This window comes from Kitasatospora sp. NPDC086009, from assembly GCF_044540385.1.
Lineage (GTDB): Bacteria > Actinomycetota > Actinomycetes > Streptomycetales > Streptomycetaceae > Kitasatospora.
The window spans coordinates 377,978-398,206 of the sequence record NZ_JBITSA010000004.1; the positions used below are offsets into that span (position 1 = coordinate 377,978).

General features: G+C 73.6%; 19 protein-coding genes. 9 read left to right on the plus strand and 10 right to left on the minus strand.

The genetic code is table 11. The features are described from left to right. The first annotated feature begins 356 nt into the window (after positions 1-356). Positions 357-1,391, plus strand: a complete 1,035-nt coding sequence (locus tag ACIF6L_RS13590; RefSeq protein WP_396489048.1) for a hypothetical protein — start codon at positions 357-359, stop codon at positions 1,389-1,391. Positions 1,392-1,641: 250 nt separating this feature from the next. Here the strand turns inward: ACIF6L_RS13590 and ACIF6L_RS13595 are convergent, their stop codons facing one another. Together ACIF6L_RS13595 and ACIF6L_RS13600 are read right to left on the minus strand one after the other, a co-directional pair. Continuing rightward, entirely contained in the window at positions 1,642-2,007 is a 366-nt protein-coding gene (locus ACIF6L_RS13595; protein WP_329485244.1) for a darcynin family protein, read from the minus strand. A 95-nt stretch (positions 2,008-2,102) separates the two neighbouring features. Next, the gene (locus ACIF6L_RS13600) at positions 2,103-2,996 is read right to left on the minus strand and encodes an NAD(P)H-binding protein (protein WP_396489046.1); all 894 of its coding nucleotides are present in this window, start codon (positions 2,994-2,996) and stop codon (positions 2,103-2,105) included. A 103-nt stretch (positions 2,997-3,099) separates the two neighbouring features. Here ACIF6L_RS13600 and ACIF6L_RS13605 point away from each other — a divergent pair, with 103 nt between their 5' ends. Further along, entirely contained in the window at positions 3,100-4,056 is a 957-nt protein-coding gene (locus ACIF6L_RS13605) for a LysR family transcriptional regulator (RefSeq protein WP_396489044.1), read from the plus strand. 660 nt (positions 4,057-4,716) lie between these two features. Beyond that, positions 4,717-5,181, plus strand: a complete 465-nt coding sequence (locus ACIF6L_RS13610; protein WP_352298337.1) for a phage tail protein — start codon at positions 4,717-4,719, stop codon at positions 5,179-5,181. A gap of 136 nt (positions 5,182-5,317) precedes the next feature. Here ACIF6L_RS13610 and ACIF6L_RS13615 read toward each other — a convergent pair whose 3' ends face one another. Both ACIF6L_RS13615 and ACIF6L_RS13620 read right to left on the minus strand, forming a co-directional pair. Next, positions 5,318-5,548, minus strand: a complete 231-nt coding sequence (locus ACIF6L_RS13615) for a hypothetical protein (RefSeq protein WP_329485239.1) — start codon at positions 5,546-5,548, stop codon at positions 5,318-5,320. A 287-nt stretch (positions 5,549-5,835) separates the two neighbouring features. After that, positions 5,836-6,474 (minus strand): hypothetical protein, encoded by a 639-nt coding sequence (locus ACIF6L_RS13620; RefSeq protein ID WP_396489042.1) that lies wholly within the window; start codon positions 6,472-6,474, stop codon positions 5,836-5,838. 422 nt (positions 6,475-6,896) lie between these two features. Between ACIF6L_RS13620 and ACIF6L_RS13625 the strand changes: the two genes are divergently transcribed. Continuing rightward, positions 6,897-8,474 carry an AMP-binding protein gene (locus ACIF6L_RS13625; protein ID WP_396489040.1) on the plus strand — a complete coding sequence of 526 codons (1,578 nt, stop codon included), beginning with the start codon at positions 6,897-6,899 and terminating at the stop codon, positions 8,472-8,474. Between the two features lie 124 nt (positions 8,475-8,598). Here the strand turns inward: ACIF6L_RS13625 and ACIF6L_RS13630 are convergent, their stop codons facing one another. Then, positions 8,599-9,849 (minus strand): Ig-like domain-containing protein, encoded by a 1,251-nt coding sequence (locus ACIF6L_RS13630; RefSeq protein ID WP_396489038.1) that lies wholly within the window; start codon positions 9,847-9,849, stop codon positions 8,599-8,601. 348 nt (positions 9,850-10,197) lie between these two features. Between ACIF6L_RS13630 and ACIF6L_RS13635 the strand changes: the two genes are divergently transcribed. Together ACIF6L_RS13635 and ACIF6L_RS13640 are read left to right on the plus strand one after the other, a co-directional pair. Then, a complete protein-coding gene (locus tag ACIF6L_RS13635; protein ID WP_396489036.1) occupies positions 10,198-11,529 on the plus strand; it encodes a helix-turn-helix domain-containing protein in 1,332 nt (443 codons plus the stop codon). Positions 11,530-11,644: 115 nt separating this feature from the next. Continuing rightward, positions 11,645-11,818, plus strand: a complete 174-nt coding sequence (locus ACIF6L_RS13640; RefSeq protein WP_329485234.1) for a hypothetical protein — start codon at positions 11,645-11,647, stop codon at positions 11,816-11,818. Positions 11,819-11,886: 68 nt separating this feature from the next. Here the strand turns inward: ACIF6L_RS13640 and ACIF6L_RS13645 are convergent, their stop codons facing one another. The 4 genes from ACIF6L_RS13645 to ACIF6L_RS13660 all read right to left on the minus strand — a co-directional run bounded on the left by ACIF6L_RS13645 (position 11,887) and on the right by ACIF6L_RS13660 (position 17,078). Further along, positions 11,887-12,198, minus strand: a complete 312-nt coding sequence (locus tag ACIF6L_RS13645) for an STAS domain-containing protein (protein ID WP_329485233.1) — start codon at positions 12,196-12,198, stop codon at positions 11,887-11,889. Beyond that, positions 12,195-13,622 (minus strand): PP2C family protein-serine/threonine phosphatase, encoded by a 1,428-nt coding sequence (locus ACIF6L_RS13650; RefSeq protein WP_396489034.1) that lies wholly within the window; start codon positions 13,620-13,622, stop codon positions 12,195-12,197. Before ACIF6L_RS13650 ends, ACIF6L_RS13645 begins: the two co-directional genes overlap by 4 nt. Further along, on the minus strand, positions 13,622-14,425 hold the full coding sequence (locus ACIF6L_RS13655; RefSeq protein WP_396489032.1) for an alpha/beta fold hydrolase: 804 nt from the start codon (positions 14,423-14,425) through the stop codon (positions 13,622-13,624). The genes ACIF6L_RS13650 and ACIF6L_RS13655 overlap by 1 nt, the downstream gene beginning before the upstream one ends. 271 nt (positions 14,426-14,696) lie before the next feature. Continuing rightward, positions 14,697-17,078: an FHA domain-containing protein gene (locus tag ACIF6L_RS13660; RefSeq protein ID WP_396489030.1), complete on the minus strand. Its 2,382-nt coding sequence runs from the start codon at positions 17,076-17,078 to the stop codon at positions 14,697-14,699. 217 nt (positions 17,079-17,295) lie between these two features. Between ACIF6L_RS13660 and ACIF6L_RS13665 the strand changes: the two genes are divergently transcribed. Beyond that, the gene (locus ACIF6L_RS13665; RefSeq protein ID WP_396489029.1) at positions 17,296-17,688 is read left to right on the plus strand and encodes a hypothetical protein; all 393 of its coding nucleotides are present in this window, start codon (positions 17,296-17,298) and stop codon (positions 17,686-17,688) included. A gap of 104 nt (positions 17,689-17,792) precedes the next feature. Next, positions 17,793-18,014 (plus strand): hypothetical protein, encoded by a 222-nt coding sequence (locus ACIF6L_RS13670; RefSeq protein WP_359806770.1) that lies wholly within the window; start codon positions 17,793-17,795, stop codon positions 18,012-18,014. A gap of 221 nt (positions 18,015-18,235) precedes the next feature. Here ACIF6L_RS13670 and ACIF6L_RS13675 read toward each other — a convergent pair whose 3' ends face one another. Beyond that, positions 18,236-19,189 carry a DJ-1/PfpI family protein gene (locus tag ACIF6L_RS13675; protein ID WP_396489027.1) on the minus strand — a complete coding sequence of 318 codons (954 nt, stop codon included), beginning with the start codon at positions 19,187-19,189 and terminating at the stop codon, positions 18,236-18,238. 71 nt (positions 19,190-19,260) lie between these two features. On the opposite strand from ACIF6L_RS13675, the gene ACIF6L_RS13680 reads away from it, so the two are divergent. Beyond that, positions 19,261-19,902 (plus strand): DJ-1/PfpI family protein, encoded by a 642-nt coding sequence (locus tag ACIF6L_RS13680; RefSeq protein WP_396489026.1) that lies wholly within the window; start codon positions 19,261-19,263, stop codon positions 19,900-19,902. The last annotated feature ends 327 nt before the right edge of the window (positions 19,903-20,229 follow it).

The window sequence follows — 20,229 nt, forward strand, 5'->3', positions numbered from 1 at the left end:
GGCCGTGTGGGTCCTGGCGCGGGGGCGGCCGGCCGCGGGTAGCGCGGTGGCCGCGCCCCCCCCCCCGCGGGGGCCGGGGGGGGGGGCGCCCCCGGGGGGGGGCCCCCCCGCCGCCGTGTGTCCGGACCAAGGTCCTCCCCGAAAGGGTGGTCGCCGCGGCAGGCGGCCGTGCTGGGACAGCTCACCGGGGAGGGGAACGCCGGCCCGCCGCACCGGTGCGGCTCGGGCGTCGCCCGAATGATCGCCTGGAGTGGCAGTCGGCGTAACGCGGGCCAGGCTTGAACCGGGCAGATCCGTTTGCTTCCTTCGCCGGCCCGGCCCGGCGCCGGCCCGTTCCCCCGATCCAGGAGACCTCGATGTCCCGCCCCCTGACCATAACCCTGCCTGTCTCGGGGTCGGGTTCCGTACCCGACACCGCAGCCCCCGACCTCACCCCCGTTCCCCTGCGGGTGAACCAGCCGTCCCCCGTCCCGCTCGGCGGCGACCTCGCGGCGGCGATGATGAGCGCCGCGGCCAGCCGCCCGGTGGAGGAAGTCGCCGATCTGCTCTGCCACCTGAACCCGGCCCACACACCGACCCTGGCCCCGGTCCTCCACGGAGCGGTCGCCGCCCGCCCGGTCGAGGACCTGGTCCGCCTCCTGATCCTCCTGAGACCCCGCGACAGCACCGGCGCCGACCAGATCCTGCGCGCCGCCGTCCTCACCAGACCCACGGGCGACGTCGCCCACCTCACCGCCCTGCTCGCGGCCGAAGCCGACAGCGGCATCCAGGCGGCCCTGCACGCGGCCGCGTCGCTGCGCCCGGTGGCCGATGTCGCCCACCTCGTCCAGCTGCTCCGGCCCGCCCCGGTCGCGGACCGGCCGGCCGGGCCCTCGACGAGCGGTGACGACACGGAACCCCTGGCGGCCGCCACGGAGCAGGCCGTGCCCGACGCCGCCGCTCTGCCGCCGGCGCGGGTGCTGTCGAGGGCACGGCCCCGCGAGGAGCGCCCGCCGCTCCGGTGGCCCGCCGCCGCGGCCCTGGTGATGACGGGTGCACTCCATGTGCCGCTGGTGGCCGCCCTCTGGGGCCAGAACCCGGACGTCTCGGTGGTCGCCGGCCTCAGCGCCCTGTGCCTGCTCCTCGCCGTCCCGCTCGGCGTGCGCGGCACGCCGTGGACGTGGATCGCCGGCGTCGTGCCGGCCGCGGCCGCGTTCGCCGGCTACCTGCTGTTCGACACCATGGTCCCCGTGCGGGTGGCGGTCGGCATCATCGAGTGGCAGGGCCGGTTCGGGCCGGCCGCGCTCGTCTGCGAGGCCGCCGTCCTCGTGCTGACGCTCACCCACGCGCTCACCCCCCGGCGTCGCCGTACGAGCGTCGGCGCCGGCCGCCGGGCCGTCCGTCGTACCTGACACCCGTGGCGGGCCGCGCGGGCGCGTGATCCGCTCGCTGTCGCGGCCCGGTGGCGCCGCCGCCCGGTGGGCGGCTCGTCCCGGGTCGGCGCCCGGCCGCGGTGACCGCGCCCCGGCCCACACCCCTGTCGGGGGCGTGGGCCGGGGCGGGTGTGTGGGTAGCGGCCTCAGGCCCGGGGACGCGGCCGCGCCGCCCTCCGGCCGGTGACGGCCGGTGATGGCCGGAGGGCGGCGCGAGGGGGCCGGTCCGTCAGGTGGCGATGGTGGCGACGGGCTCCAGGCCGTAGGTGCGGGCGTAGCCGTTCTCGGTGCCGACGAGAAGGTCGACGACCTCGAAGTAGCGGTCCCAGAACGGGGTTTCACGCAGTGCGTCGATGAGCAGCTGGTAGGCGTGGTGGCTGTCGGCCTCCCACACCCAGACGTCGGTGACGCGCGCGGAGTAGAACTCCGTGTCGTAGAAGCGCGACCGGACACCGGTGGTCCTGGCCTCGATCGCGGGCAGGACCTGGGTGGTGAAGGCCTCGACGCGTTGCGGGACGGTCAGCGCGAGCCACTCGGGGGTGGTCTTGACGAGCATGAACGCCGTGACCGGCGGTTCGGTGACTTCAGCGGACATCGGGGTGCCTCCAGAGCGGCAGGTGGTCTCGGTACGTCGCGCCACCGGGTGTCCCGGCGGCGGACGGTGGGGTCTCGGGAGAGGCCGGCGGGGCCTCAGGAGAGGACGGCGGGCTTGAGGGTCCGGGCGCACCACTGCTCGAAGCCGGTGGGGGAGGCGGTGTCCGGAGTACGGACGACACCGGCGTCCAGGCCCTGGTCCTTGGCCCGCTTCATGTCGACGATGCCCCGGACGAACGCCTCGTTGAGGCCGTAGTGGACGAGGGTGGTGTACAGGTCGTCGAAGGCCTGGCGCTCGTAGCGGACCGGGCGGCCGAACTGCTCGGTCATGATGCGGGCCAGGTCGTTGGGGGACAGGTCCTGCGGCCCGAGGACGGGCACGCTGCCGTTGCCGGTCCACGAGCGGTCCAGCAGCAGACCGGCGGCGACGGCCGCGATGTCGGCGGCGGCGACCAACGGGGCCTTGCGGTCGGCGTCGACGACGTCGGTGAAGACGCCGGTCTCGCGGATCGAGTCGGCCTCCTCCAGCAGGTTCTCGAAGAAGGACGGGTTGGCCAGGGCCCGGTAGGCGACACCGCTGTGGGCGATGAGGTCGTCCAGCGCGAGCGAGGCGGTGACCAGGCCGGCCCGGTCGGCGAGCGGGGTGCCGCGGCCGAGCGCCGAGACGCCCACCACATGGCCGACGCCGTGCTCGGCGAGCGCCCGCACGGCGGGTCCGCTGAAGCCGCTGTAGGCGTCGTACGGGGTCAGGGAGGCGTCCGGCGGGGCGAGCCAGAAGACGGCGTCCGCGCCCCGGAAGGCCCGGTCGACGACCTCGGCGTCCCCGTGCGAGCCGGCGATCACCTCCACGCGTCCGCGCGCCGCGTCCGGAAGCCGGGCGGGGTCGCGCACCACGACGCGCAGTTCCTCGCCCGCGGCGGGGGCGGACTCCAGGAGCCGGGCCAGCAGCGGACGGCCGATGTTGCCGGTGGGAGCGGTAATGACGATCATGAAAAACCTCGTGGTTCGTGCCGGTCGGTAGGCCCCCATCCTGCTGAGGACTCCAGTGCTGCCACAATGGGAACTTCGGCACGCAATCATTGACTGAAATGGAATGATGCTGGTGAGCAGCCCGGATCCGGTCCTCGACGCCAATCTCGCCGTCGCGTTGGACGCCCTGCTGGCCGAGCACAGCGTGACCCGCGCCGCCGCCCGGCTGCACACCTCGCCCGCCGCCATGAGCCGCACGCTGGCCCGTCTGCGCCGCACGCTGCAGGATCCGCTGCTGGTCCGGGCCGGCCAGACCATGGTCCCCACCCCGCGCGCCCAGGCCCTGCGCGAGGAGGCCGCGGCCGTGGTGCAGCGCCTCGGAGTCCTGCTCAGCCCCGGGACCGGCGTCGACCCCGCCACCCTGCGCACCACCTTCACCCTCCAGGCGGCCGACCTGGTCGGCGCGGCCCTGGCCCCCGGGCTGCTGCGCCTGGCCGAGCGGGAGGCGCCGGGAGTCTCGTTCCGGCTCCTGGCCGAGGAGTTGGAGGCCGGCCCGGCCCTTCGCGACGGCCGGATCGACCTGGAGGTGGGGTCCATCGACCATGTGGACCCCGAGACCAGGGTCGAGGAACTGGTGGGCCTGCGAATGGTCGCGGCCGTCCGGCCCGGCCATCCGCTGACCGAAGGACCCCTGACCGCGGCTCGGCTCGCCGCCGCCCCGCACGTCGCGGTCAGCCGCCGGGGCCGGTTCACCGGCCCCCTCGACACCGCCCTCGCCGAGCAGGACCTCCAGCGGCGGGTCGGCGTCGTCCTCCCCAGCCACCTGGCCGCCATGACCCTCGCCGCCCGCAGTGACGTCGTCTGCCTCGTACCGGCCGCACTCCCCGGTGCCGCGCCCTCGCCCCTCACCGACGACGCGCTCGCCCTCGGACTGCGCCTGCTGGACATCCCGCTGGCACTGCCGCCCGTGACGATCGGCATGGCGTGGCACCCGCGCCACGCGGCCGACCGGGCCCACCACTGGCTGCGCGACGCCGTCCGCCGGACCTTGGGCCCACCCGGGAACCCCACTGCCACCTGAGAGGCCGTCGGCCGTCCGCGTCGGCGATCGGTGGCCGGGGGGGCTGTGCCGCCCCGGCCACGCCCGGCGCATGTCAGCCGGGCAGGGCGGACCCAGGGCCGCCACCGGGGGGATGGCGACGGTCCTGGGAACCGCACGGGCGTCGCGCGCTGACCCCGACCGACCCGGGGGGATGGCCCGGTCGGGAGGCGCGACGCCCTGACGCTCTTCTGACCCCGATCACGTCGGGCAAACCCCGTCGGCCGACCGAGTTCGACACCGCCCCGCCACGATCCGGCCGGCGTCCTGCTCCCCGCGCCGGGGGCCGTCGTCGGCGCACGGTCCGCTTCGGCGCCCGGCGGCCCGGGGCGGATCCCGGCCCGCGACTCCGGCGGCATCGGCATCAACGGTGCTTAGCCGCACGCTGGACACGCCGGTCGGTCGCTCCGGGGCCGCAGCATTCCGGACCAGTACGATCGGCGCCGGTGAAGCGGTGCGGGGCGGAGCCACGGACGGCGCCCGCCGAGGACCCGCCTCCGTCGCCGGAGCCGCGCGCGAAACCAGTGCACGGCACGCCCGCCGGTCGAGCCGTTCCGCGCCGCTTCGGGGGCGTGACCTCGCCCTTCGCGCGGACTGCCCCAAGCCCCTGCCGTCCGCCCGTGCCCTGGGAAGGAATCCGCCATGACCTACGCCGTGGACTTCGGCACCGTATCGACCGTCGGTCTGGAGTCGTCGCCCGTCGCGGACGCACTCGCCGGCCTGCGGGCGAACGAGGCCCGCTACTTCAAGAACAAGTACGACCACGTCTTCACCGTGGAACCCGCGGACCAGGCCGCGGAGGTCGTCGACTGGGTGCACCGGATCCTGCGGGAGGAACGCGAGATCGTCATCGCGTCCAGGCCCCTGGAGGCCACGTCCTTCCAGGTCGAGGACATCCGGATGGCCTACGTCTTCTACGAGAGCGGACTGTCGGTCAACGTGATGTACACCGTCGACGACGCCAGGAAGCGAGCGGTCGGGTTCAAGCTCTCGGACGGGATGGACGTTCCGGAGGAGCTCGCCCAGCGGTTCAAGTTCGCCCGCCAGAAGTCGAAGCTCGCCGGGACGATCCGCGGATCGTACTTCGTCATCAAGAACGAGTACTGAGCCGCGCCCGAGCCGGAAAGGGATCTCGCGGAACCCGACACAGGGCCGGAGGCCTGCCGCTGTGGGCGCACCTCGTGAGCGGCGGTCGCCGGCCTGCCCGGCGGCCGTCGCCGGCGTCGCCGGCGGCCCCGGGGAGCTAGGCGGACCGCGAAGCGCTGTGCCGGGGGCACGCGCAGGGCGGCCAGGTGCTCTTGGCGAGCGGCACCGGGGCCACGGGCGCGTACTCCTCCCGCCGCTCGACGGCGTCCAGCGGTCGCCCGTCGGCGTCCACCCGGTACGTGCGGATCCACATCCGCCCCGTCGTCCGGCCGGACCTCGCCGTGGGCCTCCCGCCGCGGACCGGGCCGTCGCCGGTACTGCTGACCATGGAACCCTCCTCTGACCGCCTCGGCCTTGAGTTCAACAAGTGGACGAACAAACTGTTCGATTGGCCTCTGCTTCCTTGAAGGTACGCCAGAGCTCGCTGATTCCGAAGGATTCCGCAGCATCTTCTCAGTCGATCATTCGACTCATGAAGCAAGCCGCCGCCGAGGGTGATGGAGCGAATACGGCAGGTGAGAGCGCGGCCCGGCCGAGTCCCGCGGCCCGCCCGCCGCGCCGGGCGCGGACGGTCGGCTGGGCCGCGACCGGGCGCCGCAGCCCACCCGGCGGCTGTCAGGAGGTGCGGACGAGGGTGTCGTCCACGGTGAAGGTGGTCTGGAGCGAAGGGTCCTCGGTACCGGTGAACGTGATCGTCACGGTCCGACCGGCGAACGCGGACAGGTCGTAACCGCGCAGGGTGTAGCCGGGAGCGGCGTCGAGGTTGCTGAAGGCGGCCAGCGTGGTGCCGTCGGCCGACACCGTCAGCCTGTCGTACGCGGTCGCCCCGGACTCGGCGGTGCCGATGTGCAGGTAGAAGGCGAGGGTGGCACGGCAGCCGGCCGCGAGGGCGACCGACTGGGACAGCGTGTCGGTGTGGGACGAGCCGTAGCCGCCGAGCCAGGCCTTCCAGCCGCCGCTGTGGGCGGGCTCCCGACCGGCATTGTCGATGACGCCGGCGGTCGTGGTCCAGGGCGCGGTACTGCCGGTCTCGAAGCCGGGATTGCCGAGCAGCTGGATGCCGGTACAGCTGTCGCCGGTGCCGGTGGCCGTCCACCCGGAGGAGGGCGATCCGGACGCGTCGGAGGTGGCGGCCGCTGCGCCGGGTGGGGCGACGGCGAGCAGGCCGGTGGCCGCCACGGCGAGCGCGGACAGGACGGCGAGGAGTCCGCGCGGCCGCGACGGACGCGGGCTGCGGGGGGAGTGGTGGCGCAAAGGTCGACCCTCCGTGGGGCGAGGGCGCGGCCGGTGCCGGCGGGGGTGCGCGCCGGTACGGGCTCGGGCCCGTGCTGACGGTACTCGGCATGTGCGGGCCCGCCCCGGCGGTCGGCCGCGGGCCGGCTGGTGCGGCGCGCTGTACTGGGCCGGGGTGCCCTGAGTCTGAGGGAGCGCCTCTCACCGTCGGGGCCGTGACATGCGTGCGGGATGTCGGCGGACCCACCATCTGCTGAAGTGGCCATGACGTTACTGACGGGCCGTCGGATCCCTCAAGGAGCTGCGCACAGCCTTTACCGCGCCTTGCCCAACACTTGTCCGGCGGATGGGACGGGTTCGCCCGGCCGGAGTGGAGCCCGGCCGGTGTGCGCCCCGTCCCCGAATCGGCATCGCGGCAGCCGGGTTGGGGTTAGCCTGTCGATATGGTTGCAAACTACAAAGAAGAAGTGGCCATGTACGACGCGGAGTTCGTCAGCGCCCCCGCGCTGATCCTCCGGTCCCTCGCCCGCGACCCCGATCGGCCGGCCGTCACCACCGCCGACGGTGCCACGGTCACCGCGGGCGAACTGGTCGACGCCACCTACCGCCTGGCCCAGGAACTCCTCGCCCGGGGCGTCATCCGGGGCTCTACCGTCTCGCTGCTCACCGGCAACACACCCGAGGCGCTCAGCGCCCGTTACGCCGCCGGACTCGCCGGCGCCCGGCTGGTCAACCTGTACGACGGCATGAGCGCCCCGGTGCTCGCCGAGATCGTCACGAGCGTCGACACCGCCGTCCTCCTCGTGGATGCCGAACGGTACGCGACCGCACCTGAGTTGCTCGCCCTGGTCGACGTACCGACCGTGCTGACCCTGGGCCCCGGCCCGGGGGCGGTCGGGGGGGACGTGATCGGTGAGGACGTGATCGCCGCCGCCGCCCGCCGGCCCGCCGAGCCCCCGGCCGTGCGGGTCGGCCCGGACGACGACCTGGGCATCCGGCACACCGGTGGTACCACGGGCATCCCGAAGGGCATCCTCAGTCTGCACGGCCCCTACCGCAGGGTCTTCGACGTCCCGTTCGGCCCGCAGGGTGACAAGCGCCGCCTCCTGGCGGCCACCTCGCTGGCCCATCTCGCGGGCGTGCTGGCCGATCTGACGCTGTACCACGGCGGTTCGGTGTTCCTGCAGCGCTCCTTCGACCCCGGGGAGGTGCTGGCCGCCGTCGAGCGCGAACGCATCACCGATCTGTGGGTCCTGCCTCCGCTGCTCTACCGGCTGCTGGACCACCCGGCGATCACCGGCACCGACCTGTCCAGCCTGGAGCGGATCCTGTACGGCGGCTGCGTCGCCTCACCGACCCGGGTCCGCGAGGCGATCAAGGTGTTCGGGCCGATCCTGGCGAGCGGCTACGGGATGTCGGAGGCGCAGAACATCGCCGCCCTCGGCCCGCACGAGCACGACCGGGTCGGGCACGGCGGCCGGCTCTCCGTCGGCCGCCCCCTCCCGGGCGTCGAGGTGGCGATCCGCTCCGGCGACGGCACCGAGCTGCCGGCCGGTGAGCTGGGCGAGATCCACGTCCGCTCGCGCACCCTCATGGCGGGGTACTGGAAGCGGCCCGACCTCACCGCCGAGGTGCTGCGCGAGGGCTGGCTGAACACCGGCGACATCGGCCACCTCGACCAGGACGGCTTCCTCTACCTGGCCGACCGCCTCACCGACAAGATCATCGTGGTCGGCGGGCACGTCTACCCCTCCGAGCTGGAGGACCTGCTCCTCACCCACCCGGCCGTCGCCGAGTGCGTCGTCCTCGGCCTGCGCGACGCCCAGCAGGCCGAACACGTCCACGCCGTGGTCGTCCCCGCCCCGGGACACCGCCCGGAGCTGGACGAGATCCGGGCCTTCGTCACCGCCCGCCAGGGCCGCATCTACGCCCCGGAGGCCCTGCACCTGGTGCCCGAGATCCCGCTCACCCCCGTGGGCAAGCCGGACAGGAAGCGCCTGCGCGCCACCCTCCCGGGCTGACCGGGCCCGGGTGTGGCGCTCGCTCCGCACCGGAGGAGGGCGTCACACCCGGGGCGGTGCCCGCGGCCCTGGGTGTGACGAGAGCGCACGCATTTCCCTGGGGGGATGAAACGGCCGCCGGGGTTTACCATTTCGCCCAGGGGAGGTTCCAGCCGCCCAGTCCGTTGTCGGGCGCCACGGTCTTCTCCTTGGTGTTCACGACCGTGACCACGTCGCCGATCAGGGAGTTGTTGAAGAACGCCCCCGCGACGGAGGTGTCGCTGCCGCCCTCCACGTCCTTGAGCGAGACGCAGCCGTGGCTGGTGTTCGCCTTGCCGAACGGGTCGCCCTTGTACCAGTAGTTGCCGTGGAGGTAGGTGCCGCTGCTGGTGAGCCGCATCGCGTGCGGGGCGGCGGGGATGTCGTACTCGTCGCCGAGGCCGACCGTCCGGGAGTTCATGTGGGTGACCTTCTCCTTGGACATGATCACCATGGTGCCGCCCCACGAGGGGTGCTTGTCGTCGCCGAGCGTGGCGGGCACGGTGGTGCTCCTGCCGTCCCGGACGGTCGTCAATGTGTGGGCGGCCGAGTCGGCCGTGGAGACCTGGGAGCGGCCGACGGTGAACGGTTCGTCCTTGTCCACGTCGCCGTAGACGCCGGGCGAGACCTCGACGTTCTTCAGCCGGTAGTGGATCGTCACCTTGGTACCGGGCTTCCAGTAGTCGGCGGGGCGGAAGTCCAGCCGGTCGTCGCCGAACCAGTGCCCCTTCACCTCGGTGCCGTTGTCGGTCTCGAAGGTGATGCCCTTGGCGACGGCGTCCTTGTTCGTGATCTTCTTGCTGAACTCCACCTTGACGATCATGCCCACGCCGTAGGTCTGGCCGTCGGCGATGTTGTCGTTGGTGGAGACCTGCTTGTCGGGCGTGCGGGTGGTGAAGGTGCTCGTGGAGGCGGCCGCGAGGCCGTCGGCGTCCAGTGCCTGGGCGTTCACCGTGTACGCGGTGCCGGGGGCGAGTGCGGCGGCGGGCTTCCAGCCGGTGCCGTCCGCACTGATCGAGCCGGGGACGGGCGTGCCGTTCTTGTCGGTCACGTCGACGCTGATGAGCCTGCCGTGGGAGACGGACACCTGGAGCGCGTCCGGTGCGACGCCCCGGGCGCCGTCCTTCGGCGCGACGTCCAGCACGGCGGCCGAGGTCTTGGGCAGGGCCGTGGCCGTGGCCGCCGGCCCGTCGGCGGCGGCGGTGCCCGCTGCCCGGGGGGCCTCGTCGCCCTTGCCCCCGTCGTCGCCGCAGGCCGCGGTCAGCAGCAGGATGCCGCCCATCGTCAGCGCCACCGCGCCGCGGTTGAAACGGTCGCCGGGGCGTATCGCGGTCCGGGGTGCCTGAACAGTGCTCACTTGTGCTCCTCTTCGGTGTTCGCCGGAAGCTTCTCGGCCGCTTCGTCCCAGCCGCAACGGCAGCCGGGCGATCTGGGACGCGGGGACGGCTTTACCGGCTTTGAGCTGGGAGGACGTAACCTTCCTGGGACGCGTCCACGGGACGGCGCAACGGCGAGACCGGCCTCGGGAACCGTGGGACGGTGAGCGGCGTGCTTCTCTTCCGAAGATCGCTTCACGGTGATCCGGCCGCGGCGGGGCGCCACAGCGCCGAGTCCGACCGCCGGAAGCGGCCGGAGACCGTACGGCGCGAGCACTGCGGACAGGGAAGAGCGGGGCGGAGGAACGGTGGCGGAGGGGTTGGGGGAGATGGGGGAGCGGGACGAGCTCGCCCGGCTGCTCGGGGAGCTGAAGAGCCGCTCGGGGCTCAGCTACGGGGCGCTGGCGAAGAGGCTGCATCTGAGCACCTCGACGCTCCACCGTTACTGCACCGGCGACGTGGTGCCGACGGAGTTCGCCCCGCTGGACCTCCTCGCGCGGCTGTGCAGGGCGACGCCGGAGGAACTCGTCGAGCTGTACCGACTGTGGGTCATCGTCCACGCGGCGCGCGGGAGCAGGACGTCACCGGGGTCCGGACCGGCCGATCCGGCGGGGACTCGGACGGAAGCGGCGACCTCGGTCGCTCCGGTGGCACCGGTGATCTCCGCGACGCCGGAGGCTCCGATGGTCTCGGTGACGCCGGAGGCTCCGGACCCGGGAGGTGCCGTCGAGGTGGGGCCGGTGGTCGCCGACCGCGTCGGACCGGACCCGGTTCCCGGGGCCGCGCAGCGGCTCAGGCGGGTCCGCCGGCGGGGAATCCTGGCCGCGGTGACGGTCACCGCGGTGCTGGCCGCCGTCGGGGCCGTCGCCACGGGGCTGGAGTCGTCCGCGGGCTCCCCGGCCCCGAGCGCTGACGACTCGCCGTCCGCCTCGGCCCCGGTCTCCGCCTCGGCCCCGGTCTCCGCCCCGGCCCCGGTCTCCGCCTCCGCCTCCGCCCCTGCCTCCCCGTCCGCCGGAGCGGGTCCGGGCTCGCCGGGGCCGACCGGCGGGGCGGACACGAGCCCCCCGTTCACGGTCTCGGTCCGGCCGTCCGGCTGGGACAGCGCCTGCGACCAGTACGTGGTGGACCGCCCGCCGTCCGAGGTCCCCCGCCCGCCCGAGCTGCCGGACGTGGCGGGCTGGGTCTCCCAGGTCGGCGCGGTTCCCGGTCACTACCAGTCGATCGAGGTCGTCGTGCAGGGCACCGGCAAGGACACCGTGGTGCTCTCGAAGCTCAACGTCCGGGTCGTCCGGATCGGGCCTCCCCTCGCCTGGAACGCCTACTCCATGGGCGAGGGCTGCGGCAGCGGAGTCGACGTCCACTCCTACGACCTCGATCTGGACGCGGCCCGCCCGCGGGCGGTGGTGACCGAGGGCAGCACCGGTCTGCCGGTCAAGGTGAGCGAGAACGACCCGGAGGTCATCGAGGTCTCCGCCGAGACCACCTCGCACGAGGTGAGCTGGTACCTCGAACTGGAGTGGTCGAGCGGCGACCGGAAGGGGACGGTCCCGGTCGACCTGGGCCACGGCACGCCGTTTCGCACCAGCGCGGTGAAGGGCCGGCCGCTGTTCGTCTACCCGATCGGCGGGCACGCCTGGGAGCCGAGTCCGTTCCAGCAGTGACGGCGGCCCGGCGCGCCGCGCACGGACGGCAGCGGGGAGTCTGAGCCGGCTGGCATGGGCCCGGAGGTGTGGGGCAGACGGCCGGTGTCCGTTCCGGAACCCCTGGGAGGCGCACATGACCGTGAACCTCGTGCTGTTGCTCGGCCCGCTGGTGCTGGCGGCGATCCTGGCCGCCACGGCTCCGTCCCCGGCGCACCACCACCGGCGGCCACGGGCGGCGGTGGTCCGGGACGACCGGATCCGCAGGCCGAGGCATGCCAGGCCCTCCCGCCGGGGTGGTTCCGCCTGACAGCCGCTCGCTCCGGAGCCTGTCGTCGGCCCCGGGGCGGTCGGCCGCGCCCGCCCGGTGCCCCGTCCTCACACGATGGTGAAGATCTGGGTGAGGCCCGTGATCGCGAGGATGCGCAGGGTGTTCTCGGGCACCGCGGTCAGGGTCAGCTCGGCACCGGCGGCCTGGGTGTGGCGGCGGGCGGCGAGAAGGGCGGTGATGCCGCTGGAGTCGCAGAACTCCACGCCGGACAGGTCGATGACCAGGCACTGGCCGGGGCGCAGCGCGAGGTACTCCACGCGTGCGCGCAGGGTGGGAGCGTGTTCGTAGTCGAGGTCGCCGACGACCTGCAGAGCGGGGCCGGTGGGCGCGTCGCGGTGGGTGATGTTCAGTGGGTTCATCGCCGTGGGTTCGTCGTCGGGCGGATGGGGGAGTCGGTGGCGGGGACGCCGAGGGCGAGCAGAGCGGTGTCGTCGTCCAGGCCGTCGCCGAAGCTCTTCAGCAGTGCGGTGAGGGCGCTGATCGTCTCGTCGGGTGGGGCGGGGGCGTGGTCGGCGGCGAACGCGAGCAGGGCGTCGTCGCCGAAGAGGCTTTCCCGGGTCGGGCCGGTGCGGGCCTCGGTGAGGCCGTCGGTGTAGAGGAGGATCGTCTCGCCGGGCGCCAGGGTGGTGCGGGCGGTGGTGAACGGGGCGTCGGGCAGGATACCGATGAGCAGGCCGCCCGGGGTGGGGAGGTACTCGGTGCTGCCGTCGGCGCGCAGGACGAGGGCAGGGGGGTGGCCGCCGGAGGCGATGCGCACGCCGACGCGGCCGTCGTCGTCGGCGGGTTCGACGACGCCGAAGACGGCGGTGCAGTAGCGCGGGTCGCCCGCGGCGGCGTAGTGCTCGTGCAGGACGGCGTTGAGGGTGGTCAGTGCCATGACGGGTTCGGGGTCGTGCAGGGCCGCGGCGCGCAGGGTGTAGCGGGTGAGCGAGGTGAGGGAGGCGGCCTGGGGCCCCTTGCCGCACACGTCACCGAGGAAGAACGCCCAGCGGCCGTCGTCGAGGGGGAACAGGTCGTAGAAGTCGCCGCCGAGCCGGTCGGGGGAGGCGGTGTGGTAGTAGGCGGCGGCCTCCAGCCCCGGTACGGCGGGCAATGACGAGGGGACGAGGGACTTCTGCAGGACGGTGAGGGCCTCGGCCAACCGCTGCCGGTCGGCCTCGGCCTGCCGCAGGGCGGCTTCGGCCTGCGCCCGTGCGCGCTCGGCCTCGGCGCCGGCCCGCTCGGCCTCCGCCTGGGCCCGTTCCGCCTCGGCGCGGGCCCGCTCGGCCTCCGCCCGGGCCCGCTCCGCCTCGGCGCGGGCCCGCTCGGCGTCCTGGCGGCGGTGCAGGAGTTCGGCCTCGTAGGCGCGGCGGTCGGACGCGTCGAAGACGGTGCTGCGGATCAGCAGCGGCTTCCCGCCGGTGCCGCGCTTGACCACGGAGGACACCAGCACCGGCAGGCGGCCCCTGGCCGCGGTCCTCATCTCCAGCGCGATGCCGTGCAGTTCGCCCTGCATCTGCAGCAGCGGCGCGAAGTGCGTCTCGTGGTACAGCTTTCCGCCGACGGTCAGGAGGTCGGCGAAGCGCATCCGGCCCACCACCTCCGCGCGTTCGAGGCCGAGCCAGTCGAGCAGGGTGGTGTTGATCTTGGCGATGGTGCCGTCCATCAGCGTCGACAGGTAGCCGCAGGGCGCGGACTCGTACAGGTCCTCGGCGCTGTCCTCCAGGAGAGCGCTGAACGCGGCCGTCGTCGCGGCCTGATCGCCGGCTCCCGCCCGCTCCGGTCCGTCACCGGGGCGGGTCATCACCGGCGCTCCTCCAGGAAGGCCAGGATCGCTTCGGCGGTGGCCTCGGGCGCGCTCAGCTGCGGGCAGTGTCCGGTGGCGTCCAGGGTGACCAGGCGGGAGGAGGGGATCGCGGACCGCACGTACGCGCCGACCTCGCGTGGGGCGATCACGTCCTGGGAGCACTCCAGGACCAGGGTCGGCACCCGGACGCTCGCGAGGTCCCCGCGGCTGTCGGTGAGGAAGGTGGTCCGGGCGAAGACCCGGGCGATGTCCGGGTCCGTGGCGCAGAAGCTGTTCGTCAGCTCCTGCCCCAGCTCCGGCCGCTCCGGGTTTCCCATGATCACCGGTGCCATGGCGGAGGACCAGCCCAGGTAGTTCGACTCCAGGGAGGTCAGCAGTTCCTCGATGTCCTCCGTGCTGAAGCCGCCCCGGTAGTCCTCCCCGTCGATGTAGCACGGTGAGGGGGCCACCATCACCAGCGCGCCGATCCGCTGCGGCGCCGCCTGGGCGGCCAGGACCCCCACCATCGCGCTGACCGAGTGCCCGACGAAGACCGCGTCGTGCAGGTCCAGCTCCTCGCACACCTCCACCACGTCCTGCGCGTAGCCCCGGAGCGAGGAGTACCGCTCCTCGCTCCAGGTCGAGAGGTCGGACTCACCGGAGCCGACGTAGTCGAACAGCACCACCCGGTACCGCTCTGCCAGGGCCGGCACGATCAGGCGCCACATGTTCTGGTCGCAGCCGAACCCGTGCGCCAGCACGACCGCCGGCCCGTCGGCGGGGCCGGCGAATCTCACGTTGTTCCTGCGGCGAATGTCCATGCCACGCATCCTGCCACCTCGCCGGGGAGGTCACCGCAGGTGGCCCGACGAGAACGGCCCGCCCGGCCACCGCGCCGGCTGCGGGACCCGGCCGCCCCCACCCTTTCGTGGGCCGGATACATAGGGAATGTTCGCTCGGAATAGGTACCGGCCACCATGTATCCCGAACTGTTCCGTGGTGTCCAGTGGAGTCGGCGGTCCGCAGGTCGTCCCCGCCGGGCAGCGGGGACGGCCCTCGTCGTGGGCGGCACGGCGCCCGGCGCGGCTTTCGCTACCCGCGCATGATGGCGGGTTCGTGGCGGCGCAGCAGTCGGCTGACCAGCACCCCGCAGAGCACCGAGAGGACGACCATCATGCCCAGGTCGAGCAGCAGGGTGCCGACGGAGTGGGTGAAGAGCGGGTCGTCGCTGAAGGTGGCCGGGAAGGCCGCGCCGAGGTCGAGGGTGGCGGCCATCGCGGCGAAGGCCCAGCGGGAGGGGACCAGCCAGGAGAGCTGGTTGAGCACCGGCGCGCCGTTCAGCTGGAGCAGCGCGCCGCAGAAGACGACCTGGACGATGGCGACCAGCACCAGCAGCGGCATGGTCACCTCCTCCTTCTTCACCAGCGCCGAGATCACCAGGCCCAGCATCATCGCGGTCACCGAGAGCAGGGCGACGGCGAGGGTGATTTCGAGCAGCGGGGGCAGCAGGACGCCCTCGGTGCCCGGTGGTCCGAGCTGCACCCCCGCCAGGGCGACCATGGTGAGGACCACCGACTGGACGACGGTGATGGTTCCGAGCACCACGATCTTCGAGCAGAGGTACGCGGATCTGGACAGGCCGACGGCTCTCTCGCGTTGGTAGATACTGCGTTCCTTGACCAGTTCGCGCACCGCGTTGGCGGCGCCGATCAGTACGCCGCTGACGCAGAGGATGAGCAGGGTGTTGAGGGCGGTGGAGTCGTCGAGGCGGCTGCCGGCCAGGGCCCGGGTCAGGGCGCCCATGACGAACGGCAGAGCGATCATGACGGCGAGGAAGGTGCGGTCGGCGGAGAGCGCGGTGGCGTACCGCCGTACCAGGGTGGAGACCTGCTTGCTCCAGCCGCGCGGCTTGGGCTTGGGCAGGGGCGGCACCACGGCGGCCGCCGGAGCGGCGCCGCCGGGCTGCCCGGCCTGTCCGGGCTGCCCGGGCTGGGGCGGTCGTGCGGTCGCGCCCGCGATGTAGCGCTTGTACGGCGGCGAGGCGCGGTACTGGCCCGCCCAGTCGCGGTCGGTCTCGTTCTCGAACGCCTCGAAGGCCTCGGACCAGTGTTTGAACCCGAAGTGGTCGAGGGTCTCGCCGGGCGGCCCGTACCAGGCGAGGCGCCCGCCGGGGGCGAGCAGCAGCAGGCGGTCGCACAGGTCGAGGCTGAGCACGCTGTGGGTGACCACGACGATGGTGTGCCCGTCGTCGGCCAGGCCGCGCAGCATCTGCATCACCGAACGGTCCATGCCCGGGTCGAGGCCGCTGGTGGGCTCGTCGAGGAAGAGCAGGGACGGCTTGGTGAGCAGTTCGAGGGCGACGCTGACCCGTTTGCGCTGGCCGCCGGAGAGGGTGGAGATCACCTGGTCGGCGCGTTTGGTCAGACCGAGTTCGGTGATCACCTCCTCGACCCGGGCGGAGCGTTCGGCGGGGGCGGTGTCGCCGGGGAAGCGCAGCTCACCGGCGTAGCCGAGGGCCCGGCGGACGGTCAGCTGGGTGTGCAGGATGTCGTCCTGCGGCACGAGGCCGATGCGGTGCCGAAGTTCCGCGTAGTCGTGGTACAGGTCGCGGCCGTCGTAGCGCACGGTGCCGCGGTCGGCGGGACGCAGGCCGGTGAGCGCGTTGAGCAGGGTGGACTTGCCGGCGCCGCTCGGACCGGCGACGGCGAGCAGGCAGTGCTGGCCGACCGGGAAGGAGACCTTGTCGAGCAGGACGCGGCCGTCGCCCACCTCGACGGTGAGGCCTTCGACGTCGAGGTCGATGTCGCCGGTGTCGACGAACTCCTGCAACTGGTCGCCGACCAGGCAGAAGGCGGAATGGCCGATGCCGACGATGTCGGCGGGACCGACCAGGGCCTGCCGGATCGGCAGGCCGTTGAGGTAGGTGCCGTTGTGGCTGTCCAGGTCGGCGATCTCGTACCGGCCGTCGGAATGGGCGCGCAGTTCGGCGTGGTGCCGGGAGACGGACAGGTCACCGAGCACCAGGTCGTTGTCGGGCGCCCGGCCGATCCGGATCACCTTGGCGGGCAGCCGGCGGACGCTGGTCGGCGGCCGGTCCAGGCCGGTGATGGCGGTCAGCGCGGAGGGTTGCGGGTCCCTGACCACGGTCGGCCTGTGCAGGGCGCTCAGGGTGCAACAGGGGCCGTCGGAGGCGTTGCCGAACCGCAGGATGTACCCGGGGCCGACGTCCAGGTGCTGGACGCGGTGGCCCTGGCAGAAGGTGCCGTTGGTGGAGCCGGCGTCGTCGAGCATCCAGTGGCCGTCGTCGACGTGCAGGACGGCGTGGTGCCAGGACACCCTCGGGTCGGTGAGCACGACATCGCTGGTGGGGTCACGCCCGACGGCATAGCTGTGCCCCGGGCTCATCACCTGCGAGTCACTGTCGGTCTCGATGAGGAGCTGCGGCGCGGTGAGCGCGAATTCTCGCTCTGCCATACCACCGATGCTAGACGAGTCGGCCCGATAGTTCCCCAGCCGGCCGGGCCCCCGGCGGGGCCGCGGACGTGGGGGCGGCGCTCGGCCACGGCGGATGACGGCCGGGGTTCCGGTCACCCCCCCCGGGACCGGGACAGCGGCCCGCGTACGAGCCCGCCGGTGCCCCGGTCGGCCGCCCGGCGCGGACCGGCGCCGGAGGGCGTCTACGATCCTGATGGTGAAGACCTGGACGGAGCTCCCCGCCGAGACCGATGTCGAAGCCGTCGTCCGCCGCTACTTCGGCCTGCTGCGGTCCGGAAGGATCTCCGAGGCCGAACAGCTCGTCGAGCACGCGCCGGTCCGGCACGTGCTCACGTCCCTGTGGGCGGGCGCTCGCGAAACCGGCGCCGAGGAGGCCGGGGCGGGGCGCGGCCCCGCGGCCGACGCGTGGGAGCGGGACCTGTCCTGGCTGGGCGACCTCGACCTCGCCGACTTCAGTTGGGGGCCCACCGGCAGCCACCTCTACGTGGAGCTCACCTGCCGCGGCCGGAGGATCGGGCTGGCCCTGGGCTTCTGGGTCAGGCCCGCCGACACCGGCTGGGTCCTCACCGGACCGGCCACCCTCTGGTAGCGGGCCCGACGAAGCGGGCCGGAGGTCCGTGCCGCCGGCGGGGCCGGATCTTCGTCACGTCGATCGTGCTTTGGTTCACGCCGCTCTGCTGCGAGACTGGGATCATGACCCCTGACCGTCGCAGCCTCGGGCTGCCCGCGTTCTCCGAGCCCGTCGCCGATGCCTCCGCCGTGCCCGCCCAGTCCGGCGGCCGCCGACCGCTGCCGGTCGAGCAGGGCGCCGACTTCCGCCAGCCGCCCACCGAGACCGTCGACGAGCCCGCCCCGGTGCGGCGCCCGCTCGGCGTCGGCGGCCTGACCTTCTCCGACCCGGACCGGCAGATCTGACCGGCTCCGTGCGTGCCGCCGCGCGGTCCTGACCTGCGGCGGCCGCCTGATCACCCGGGCGTTCGCCGCGCTCTCTCCGGCGACTTCGCTCCGGCGACCTCTCTTCGGCGACTTCGCTTCGCCGGCGCGGCCGGGCTGCCGGACCTGGACCGGCCACCCGGCGAGTCGCCGGGCCGGAACCGTCAGGACCACGTGACGCCCGGAGGCGTCGACCCTGCCGGTCAGCGCCGGAACTGGCGCCGGTACACGGCGGGGCTGACGCCCATCGTCTCCCGGAAGTGGTGGCGAAAGCCCGCGACGGTCAGTCCCACCCGGGCGGCCACCCCCTCGATCGGCTGGTCCGCGGACTCCAGCAGGACGGCGCCGGCCCGGATCCGCTCCCGGGTGATCCAGCGCCCCGGCGGCAGACCGGCCGCGTCGACGAAGCGGCGTTCGAACTGCCGGACCGACAGGTGCGCGAGCCCGGCCAGTTCCTCGACGGCGAGGCGCCGGTGCAGGTTGTCCCGCGCGAACCGCATGGCGGTGTCGACCGGATCGTCGGACGGCGCCCTGCCCACCGGATGCTCCGCGAACTGGGCCTGGCCGCCCTCGCGGTGTACGGCCACGACCATGCGGCGGGCCACCCGGGCGGCGACGTCGGCGCCGTGGTCGGTGCGGACGAGGTGCAGGCAGACGTCGATGCCGGCGGCGGTTCCGGCGGCGGTGACGACCGACCCGTGGTCGACGTAGAGCACCGACGCGTCGACCGCCACCGCCGGATGACGTTCCTGGAGCAGCCGCGCGTGCCGCCAGTGCGTGGTCGCCTCCTTCCCGTCCAGCAGGCCGGCGGCGGCCAGGGCGAAGGCGCCGCTGCAGATGGACACCACGCGCGCTCCTCGCGCGTGCGCGTCCCGCAGCGCATCCAGCACGGCCGGGGCGACCTCACGGCGCACGTCCGCGACCCCCGGGACGATGACGGTGTCGGCGTACCGGAGGCGGTCCAGCCCGTGGTGCACCACGATGTCGAAGCCCCCGACGACCCGGTGCGGTCCGGGGGTCTCGGCGCACAGCTCGAACCGGTACCACCAGTCCACCGCCAGCTCCGGCCGGGGGACCGCGAACACCTCGGCGACCGTGGAGAGTTCGAACGGGGCCATGCCGTCGAAGGCCAGGCAGGCGATCCGGTGGCTACGCATGGCGGAATCCTAGCGGCACGCGTCATTTCCGACACTGCCCGGCGAGGCCCGCGAGGCCCGAACCTGGTGGCATGCCAATCGACAGCACCGCACCGCTCACCTTCGGAATGCTCCTCTTCGACGAGGTCGAGGTCCTCGACGTGGGCGGCCCCTTCGAGGTCTTCAGCACCGCCGGCCGGCTGGCCCGCACCGCCGACGACAGGCCCCTGCTGCGCGTGGTGACGGTCGCGGCCGGCGACCGCCCGGTCCGTGCGCGCGGCGGGCTCGGGATCCTGGCGGATCACACCCTGGACGAGGATCCGCCCTTCGACGTGCTGGTGATCCCCGGCGGTGTCACCACGGCGGTCGAGGCGGACCGGGAGGTGATCGACTGGCTGGCCCGGCGCCGGGAGACCTCCGCGCTGACGTTCAGCATCTGCACCGGGGCCTTCCTGCTCGCCGCCACCGGAGCGCTGGACGGCCGCCCGGCCACGACCCACTGGGAGGACCAGGAGGAACTGGCCCGGCGTTGGCCCGGCATCCGGGTGCGCACCGACGTCCGGTGGGTCGACGACGGCGACATCGTCACCTCCGCCGGGATCAGCGCGGGGATCGACGCCAGCCTGCACCTCGTGGGCCGGCTCTTCGGCGAACGGCTCGCCCGCCGCACCGCCCGCCAGATGGAATACACCTGGACACCCGAGAGCACCGCCGCCGGGGCCGGGCGGCCCTGATCGCGGTGGGTGTCCGGATCCCGTCCGGCCCGGTCGAGCGGCGGCGGGCCGGATGCCGCCAGGTCGCCCCCCGCGCCGTTGGCCGAGATCATCCTTGCCAACCGCCAAGTCGGCATGCCGTCCCGGCGGCGGCCCGGTCCGGTGGACTACGCTTCGTGACCATGACTACCGGGACGGCCTCGCGCCACACACGGATCGGCGACCCGGTGCTCTCCTGAGCGCCGAACGGGCCGGTACGGGCCCGCTGTTCGAGCGAGGGCCCGGCCGGCCGAGGACCGGCCCGCCCGGCGCGTCGCGGCGCTCGGGTTCTCGGCCCGCACCCGGCGC

Excerpts from the sequence above, each read along its gene's own strand:
- ACIF6L_RS13590 (WP_396489048.1), top strand. The coding sequence starts at position 357 with ATGTCCCGCCCCCTGACCATAACCCTGCCTGTCTCGGGGTCGGGTTCC.
- ACIF6L_RS13595 (WP_329485244.1), bottom strand. The coding sequence starts at position 2,007 with ATGTCCGCTGAAGTCACCGAACCGCCGGTCACGGCGTTCATGCTCGTC.
- ACIF6L_RS13600 (WP_396489046.1), bottom strand. The coding sequence starts at position 2,996 with ATGATCGTCATTACCGCTCCCACCGGCAACATCGGCCGTCCGCTGCTG.
- ACIF6L_RS13605 (WP_396489044.1), top strand. The coding sequence starts at position 3,100 with ATGATGCTGGTGAGCAGCCCGGATCCGGTCCTCGACGCCAATCTCGCC.
- ACIF6L_RS13610 (WP_352298337.1), top strand. The coding sequence starts at position 4,717 with ATGACCTACGCCGTGGACTTCGGCACCGTATCGACCGTCGGTCTGGAG.
- ACIF6L_RS13615 (WP_329485239.1), bottom strand. The coding sequence starts at position 5,548 with ATGGTCAGCAGTACCGGCGACGGCCCGGTCCGCGGCGGGAGGCCCACG.
- ACIF6L_RS13625 (WP_396489040.1), top strand. The coding sequence starts at position 6,897 with ATGGTTGCAAACTACAAAGAAGAAGTGGCCATGTACGACGCGGAGTTC.
- ACIF6L_RS13635 (WP_396489036.1), top strand. The coding sequence starts at position 10,198 with ATGGGGGAGCGGGACGAGCTCGCCCGGCTGCTCGGGGAGCTGAAGAGC.
- ACIF6L_RS13640 (WP_329485234.1), top strand. The coding sequence starts at position 11,645 with ATGACCGTGAACCTCGTGCTGTTGCTCGGCCCGCTGGTGCTGGCGGCG.
- ACIF6L_RS13645 (WP_329485233.1), bottom strand. The coding sequence starts at position 12,198 with ATGAACCCACTGAACATCACCCACCGCGACGCGCCCACCGGCCCCGCT.
- ACIF6L_RS13650 (WP_396489034.1), bottom strand. The coding sequence starts at position 13,622 with ATGACCCGCCCCGGTGACGGACCGGAGCGGGCGGGAGCCGGCGATCAG.
- ACIF6L_RS13655 (WP_396489032.1), bottom strand. The coding sequence starts at position 14,425 with ATGGACATTCGCCGCAGGAACAACGTGAGATTCGCCGGCCCCGCCGAC.
- ACIF6L_RS13660 (WP_396489030.1), bottom strand. The coding sequence starts at position 17,078 with ATGGCAGAGCGAGAATTCGCGCTCACCGCGCCGCAGCTCCTCATCGAG.
- ACIF6L_RS13670 (WP_359806770.1), top strand. The coding sequence starts at position 17,793 with ATGACCCCTGACCGTCGCAGCCTCGGGCTGCCCGCGTTCTCCGAGCCC.
- ACIF6L_RS13675 (WP_396489027.1), bottom strand. The coding sequence starts at position 19,189 with ATGCGTAGCCACCGGATCGCCTGCCTGGCCTTCGACGGCATGGCCCCG.
- ACIF6L_RS13680 (WP_396489026.1), top strand. The coding sequence starts at position 19,261 with ATGCCAATCGACAGCACCGCACCGCTCACCTTCGGAATGCTCCTCTTC.